At 40.6% G+C, this 6396-nt stretch carries 6 protein-coding genes; 3 read left to right on the top strand and 3 right to left on the bottom strand.

Annotated features, from left to right (window positions below):
• Together AAF462_09040 and AAF462_09045 are read left to right on the top strand one after the other, a co-directional pair.
• Window positions 1-219: hypothetical protein (locus AAF462_09040; GenBank protein MEM7009262.1), on the top strand; the 219-nt coding region annotated here is incomplete at its 5' end.
• Between the two features lie 72 nt (window positions 220-291).
• Entirely contained in the window at window positions 292-1974 is a 1683-nt protein-coding gene (locus AAF462_09045; GenBank protein MEM7009263.1) for a hypothetical protein, read from the top strand.
• Between the two features lie 79 nt (window positions 1975-2053).
• Here the strand turns inward: AAF462_09045 and AAF462_09050 are convergent, their stop codons facing one another.
• The 3 genes from AAF462_09050 to AAF462_09060 all read right to left on the bottom strand — a co-directional run bounded on the left by AAF462_09050 (window position 2054) and on the right by AAF462_09060 (window position 6037).
• On the bottom strand, window positions 2054-2344 hold the full coding sequence (locus AAF462_09050) for a hypothetical protein (protein ID MEM7009264.1): 291 nt from the start codon (window positions 2342-2344) through the stop codon (window positions 2054-2056).
• 71 nt (window positions 2345-2415) lie between these two features.
• Window positions 2416-4242, bottom strand: coding sequence for a translational GTPase TypA (gene typA / locus AAF462_09055; protein ID MEM7009265.1), 1827 nt, complete (start codon window positions 4240-4242; stop codon window positions 2416-2418).
• A gap of 91 nt (window positions 4243-4333) precedes the next feature.
• Window positions 4334-6037: a dynamin family protein gene (locus AAF462_09060; protein ID MEM7009266.1), complete on the bottom strand. Its 1704-nt coding sequence runs from the start codon at window positions 6035-6037 to the stop codon at window positions 4334-4336.
• Window positions 6038-6271: 234 nt separating this feature from the next.
• Here AAF462_09060 and AAF462_09065 point away from each other — a divergent pair.
• Window positions 6272-6396: DUF255 domain-containing protein (locus tag AAF462_09065; GenBank protein ID MEM7009267.1), on the top strand; the 125-nt coding region annotated here is incomplete at its 3' end.

Genomic DNA, 6396 nt, shown 5'->3' on the forward strand with positions numbered 1-6396 from the left:
GGAGATCTTGAGAACACATTTGAACTCGGAAGCTTTGTCAGATTAGACGCGGCTGTGTACTACAACCTAGATTTTGGTAAGGACGGAAACTTGCAAGCCTCTGTGAATTTTAGAAACATCACTGATGAGCGTTACTTTGCCAATTCAATTTCCAGAGTGTTTATTACCCCAGGCGAGCCGTTTAATGTACTTGCAAGCCTAAGATACTACTACGATTAATCCCCCTTGGAATTTATTACATTTTATTATAATATGGGTAGAGGCGGGTATTAAATAATTATGGGGGTTAAAATGGCTAAGGGAAATTCTTTTAGAAGAATTGGCATTATTCTATTTTTAGTAGTATTTAGTTTTGGAATTATTGGCGGATGTAGTAACAACAACAATAACAACCAAACTTGGGAGCAAATTCGCGCAGAGCGTCTTAAAGCCATAGACGATTATCTTGAAACAAATCAAGAGCAATTCGTATCATTTAGAACAGCGCCGTTATCTATCAAACAAGATATCCTGAACTTCGTTGGTCTTCAGATGATTGTTTTTCGTCTGCTGCCCGAAATTTTTCCTGAAATTTGGGGCGAGCCTGAGGAGCTTATGGCTGTAATAGGACTTGGTCCCGACCCATTTGATCCAGATGCATTCCTTCCATTGGGCGTTGGTTTTGCACTTTCTGACACATTTGAAAATGATTTTAATATTGATTTAGACATCGGCGTTAACTATGCAACGTTCGCCTGTATGGCTTGTCACTCGGGTAAATTCGTAGGGACTGATGGCGAGCTTACAACCATGATTGGCGGAGCAAACCCTTTTGGAGATTTTAGAGGAAAAATAAACCAAACAGTTAATGATCCTAAATATACAGCTGAGAATTTCCGCGAGGCCTTAGATGATATGCCACTTGGATGGGTATATGGTTTCAATGAAGAATTCCTAGAGCAGGAAGAATTTGAGCGTTTTCTTTTCAACCTTCCCGGTGGAGCAGAGTTCTTTCTTGAAGAAGTAAAATTTTCTTCAAATGCCTCACAACAAAGAATTGAAGAAACATTATTTGCTTTTACTTACAATGTTCCTAATCCGCCACTACCGGCAGGTATGCCAGGATCAATAGATGTTTTCTCACTAGCAGGCGTTTCATATTGCAATCCTAATGGTGATCCACCTTGCGATTTAGCAACTGTTATGCCAGCTGCACCAGCTCCCGCGGATATTCCTGTTGCCTGGAAAATAGAAGATCGCCCTCGTTATCAGTGGGATGACAGTATTTCACTAATTGTTTATAGGGAAATTCTTGCGTCCTTCTCACAAGCCGGCGGAGACCCTGATTCTGTAAATATGGATAATGTATTGTTATCCGGTCCATTTGTAGACGGGCTTCCTCCGTATCCATATCCATTTGATGTAGATTTAGAAGCAGCTGAACGAGGGGAACTGGTATATGAACAAGCCTGCGGATCGTGTCACCAGCCCGGCAACAATATTATTAATACACCGGCATTTACAGGTACTAGTCCAAACAGAGCAAACGTTTTTACTGAAACAATTTTGCAGGGAATTGCTCAAGATTCGCGCGACGCATGTCCAGATACAGAGCCACAGTGTCTTGTAAACGGTGAGCCACCAACGAATGATGAAATCATTGAATCAACCGGAGGGTATGTTCAAGTACCTCTCAACGGGATTTGGGCCTCTGCTCCATATCTACATAACGGTTCAATACCAACTCTATATCACTTAATTACCGGTGACAGACCTGAGACTTTCTACCGAGGAAACTTTACATATGATAAAGAGCTATTGGGATTTACCTGGGATGAAGTCACTAATACATCGGGGCTTCCACTGCTCTATGACACGACTCTTGATGGCTATTCAAATGCAGGACATACGGGAGCAGTGTTTAATGGAGGAATTAACTGGGATGAAGAGCCAGAAATGCTGGCTGACTTACTAGAGTACCTAAAGACTCTTTAAAATTTTATTGATTAAGTGGGGGGGGGTCAGCTCTCCCACTTAAATTGTTAGACTTTCAATACAAGCTTCTCTTATAATTCTACTTCCCAAACTTCTTGTTATATTTATTCATGCATCCTAGTACAAAGCTGTCTACTGTGGCCGGATCAGTATCAAACCCCTTTTCCTTAAAGTGCTCTTCCCACTTTTCATAGAAAGTTTCCCGACACTCAGCTTTTGCAATCTCGGGTTTGTATTCTGTATGATCGCCGGCAATTAATTTCCCTGCCTGCTCACCTAGAATCTCAGCCCTAAGCTCGCTATCTTCATCAGCTATTGAAAAGCCAGGAGCAAATAGTACAAACACCGCCAATAATGTAAGCAATTTCATAAACTCCCTCCTGTTGAAAGTTATATTTCCATTATACTACAAGAAAATTAATATTGCCCTTGTGAAAGGAACTATGCTTCTTTTTTATTTCTTTTTTCTAGTATTGCTCTTTGGGCGGCGTCAAGCTCCATTTTGCGAAGCCTCATGCTCTCTGGAGTAATTTCCACAAGCTCATCTTCAGCGATAAACTCAATTGCCTGATCTAAAGAAAGCGGTCTGGGTGGCCTCAGAACTACTGTAGCCTCGGAGGTGGAACTTCTCATATTTGTTAGTTTCTTTTCTTTTGTAATATTTACGGTTAGATCACCGTTTCTGTTTCGCTCACCGATAATCATGCCTTCAAAAACCTGAGTTCCCACATCGACAAAAAGCTCGCCTCTATCCACCATCGCAAGGCTAGCATAGGTTGTAGTTTTGCCAGCACGGTCTGAAACTAATGCACCGGTAGATCGTTGGGGAATAGGGCCATACCAAGGTTCATAGCCTTCAAAAAGTGTGTTCATGACCCCAGAGCCTTTTGTATCAATAAGAAACTGGCTTCTAAAACCAATAAGCCCTCTTGAAGTGACGATAAACTCTAAATCCACACGGCCGTTACCGTTGTTGTGAAGGTTAACCATGCGTCCTTTTCTTTGTGCAATATTTTCGGTTATAACACCAACATACTCTTCAGGAACGTCAATAAATATTCTCTCAACCGGCTCAGTTAGAGTGCCGTTATCGTTCTTTGTTATAACTGTTGGCTTAGACACCATAAACTCATAGCCTTCTCGTCTCATGGTTTCTATAAGCACAGCCATTTGAAGCTCGCCTCGGCCTGCTACTTCAAAAGCATCTGCCCTTTCAGTGTCACTTACCTGTATAGCAACGTTTCTTAACTTTTCTCTGTCTAATCTTTCTCTTATTTGACGGGATGTTAAGAACTTACCCTCTCTTCCTGCAAATGGGCCGCTGTTCACATAGAAAACCATGGAGATCGTTGGCTCATCCACCTTTATGCGATCAAGTGCGACAGGATTGTCTATCTCTGAAACAGTATCTCCTATTTGCACCTTGTCCTCGCCGGCAATGGCAATAATGTCCCCAGCCTCAACCTTGTCTACCTGAGTCTTCTGAAGCCCAGTATATGTATATAAAACTGATATTTTTATGTTTGTAGTTGATTCATTTTCTCCACAAAGCGCATAGCTTTTGTTAGCCTCAAGCTCACCACTCATCATTCTCCCAATTGCCAGACGCCCTACATAGTTATCATAGTCTAGGTTGGTAATTAGAAACTGAGTTATTGATCCATCGCCAACTTCGGGACCAGGTATGGAAGTCACTATCTGTTCAAATAACGGTATCAAATTATCTGAGGAATCGTTTATTTCTTGATGTGCAGCCCCAATTTTTGCATTAGTATAGATGATTGGAAACTCTATCTGTTCCTCGTTTGCATCTAGCTCAATAAATAGATCATATACTTCGTCTATAACTTCATCCGGCCTAGAGTCCGGGCGGTCAATTTTATTTATCACTAATATGATTGGAAGCTTTTTCTCAAGCGCTTTCTGCACAACAAAACGAGTTTGGGGAAGAGGGCCCTCGCTAGCGTCAACAAGAAGTAGAGCTCCGTCTACCATATTAAGGCTTCTCTCAACCTCCCCTCCAAAATCAGCATGCCCTGGGGTGTCCACAATGTTTATCTTTATATCTTTGTAGAGCACTGCGGTGTTTTTTGCGGCAATAGTAATCCCCCTCTCTCTCTCAAGATCCATAGAGTCCATAACTCTCTCTTCGACTTGCTGATGTTCATGAAACACACCGCTCTGTTTAAGCATTGCGTCAACTAAAGTGGTCTTGCCATGATCTACGTGAGCGATTATCGCTATATTTCTGATATTATCTTTTCTCATACCTTTTCCTGGAAATATTTATACAGATTGTGCAAACCCTACCCGTATAATCGAGAGTATCAAGAGTGGGTGGTAAAACTTGCTAGGTTATTTAGCTGGTGCTTTTAAGAAGCTCTATCTTTTCTTTAATCTCTTGCACTCTTTTTTTAGATTCTTCTAGTTTTTCAGACTCAATTTTGTAGAAATTTTTAAGTGGAACAAGAGAGTCTGAAACCTGGATGCTTATGCCGTCAAAGTCGCGCTTAAGCTGTGAGCTGACACTTGAGGTAAGTTCCTCAATAAGTGAATCTACCTTGTGATTAAACTCTTTCATGGCGTCTCGTCTCTTTTTTGGAAGAATAGCAAACGCGGTCGCCATAACGGCTATTGTCGCAAGAATTCCGGTGATATCCACGATGAATGAAGAAAAAGCAGATACCACGGCTGCTCCTATCGCCAAAGTTCCTGCCTGTACTCCCAGAACTGATGCAACAGCGCCCCTTGCGGAGTCTACAAGGTTTCCGCCTAAAAGAGCCGGGTCAATACTTTTTCTCTTCGCTTCAAGCTCAGATCTCACAGTGTCTATAAGTCTTGTTCTATCATATGTAAATCCAGAAGAAAGGTTCGGGCTGTCTGACTTGAGCGAGGCATTATAAAAATTAATAGTATCATCAAGCAAAGTTCTGGCAGATTTCTCAGTCCACACTACCATCGCATCCAAATCTTTCTCAAGTTCGGTCATTGTCTGCCTTGAGACTTTATATTCAAATTCTTTTGCAACTTTGTCCTTGCTTATCAGCTTAAAGATATTTTGGAATCTGATAAGCTCATCAATAAACTCTACTCCCCTGGTCTTAAATTCTAGCAATCTTCCCCGAATTCTTTCTGTGAATTGAGAGGAATTACCAATAATCTCTTCTTTCATTCCATCTAGTTTGTTTTGAAAATCATCTAGCTTCTGAGTGTCCTCGGATATGCTGCGTAGATTTGCCTCCACCGCCTTATGTGTTTCTGAACATAGGCTAAGAGCAATCTCTGATGAGCTCTGTATTTTTAACTTTACTCTTTGCTCCTCTCCAAGGGTTTTGAAAATGTACTCTTCTAGTTTATCAAACCCGCTGTTGGTAAAAGCTAATGTGTCCGAGTTATCTCTAGCTGCCGCAGCAAGTTTTGCGGATATAGGAATTATATGAGGTTTAAAATTAAACTTACGCTCAATCTCGTTGGACGTATGAGAGATAAGCTGCTCCACTTCCTGATCGTTTTGTGCAATATCGATTTTGTTTAAAACAAAGACAATATTCTTAAGCCAATCTTCTTTTATAAATTCAATGAGTTTAGCCTCACTTCCGGTGACTGCGCGTTCTGCTCCGATAGTGAAAAATACAATATCAGCTTTTGGTATAAACTCTTGGGTTAATTTCTCATGCTGCTCAATTGTTACGTTAGTCCCAGGAGTATCAACAAGTCTGATGCCCTTTAGTTTTTCTTGGGGTATGGAAATAACCCTATTACCATCCACAATAGAATCATTTCTCTGATCACCATATCCAATAACATTAATCTCGTCGGTAGTAGGTGTGATACCTTGTGGCAGAACTTGTTCTGCAAGAAGTGTATTGATGATTGTGGATTTACCTGTACTAAACTCGCCAATAAAGACTATAGAGAATAAGTTCTCTAAGTTCTCAATGACGGAAGAGAGTTTGTTCTTAAGTTCTTCGTCAGAAAGTATCTCAATCTCAGCTAAAAGCTCAGTTAAAAGAAGTTTTTCTTCGAGGATTATCTTTGAGTATTTATCGTCGATTATCTGCATAAGCTGCTCTTATCAAATCAATTATAACCAAGTATTGAAGGAATAAATATTACCTGCAAAATGAATCCATATGGTTAATATAATCATCCTTGTAAATAAGTGGAGGTGCAGTAAACTCAGGTAATCTATATGATCACATTGTCATTAAGAGAATTAAGTTTCTTTTTAGTAGTAGTATTTTGCTTATTTTCTCTAACAAATACCGATATAGCCTATAGCTTGGGATCAGAACAAATGAAACATTCAAACCGCTTAAAAGATGAACAAAGTCCTTATCTACTACAGCATGCCAATAACCCTGTGGATTGGTACCCGTGGGGCGAGGAGGCTTTTGAAAAGGCACGAAGAGAGAATAAGCC

The sequence above is a fragment of the Thermodesulfobacteriota bacterium genome (assembly GCA_039028315.1).
Lineage (GTDB): Bacteria > Desulfobacterota_D > UBA1144 > Nemesobacterales > UBA2774 > CR02bin9.

Excerpts from the sequence above, each read along its gene's own strand:
- AAF462_09050 (MEM7009264.1), bottom strand. The coding sequence starts at position 2,344 with ATGAAATTGCTTACATTATTGGCGGTGTTTGTACTATTTGCTCCTGGC.
- AAF462_09060 (MEM7009266.1), bottom strand. The coding sequence starts at position 6,037 with ATGCAGATAATCGACGATAAATACTCAAAGATAATCCTCGAAGAAAAA.
- typA (MEM7009265.1), bottom strand. The coding sequence starts at position 4,242 with ATGAGAAAAGATAATATCAGAAATATAGCGATAATCGCTCACGTAGAT.
- AAF462_09045 (MEM7009263.1), top strand. The coding sequence starts at position 292 with ATGGCTAAGGGAAATTCTTTTAGAAGAATTGGCATTATTCTATTTTTA.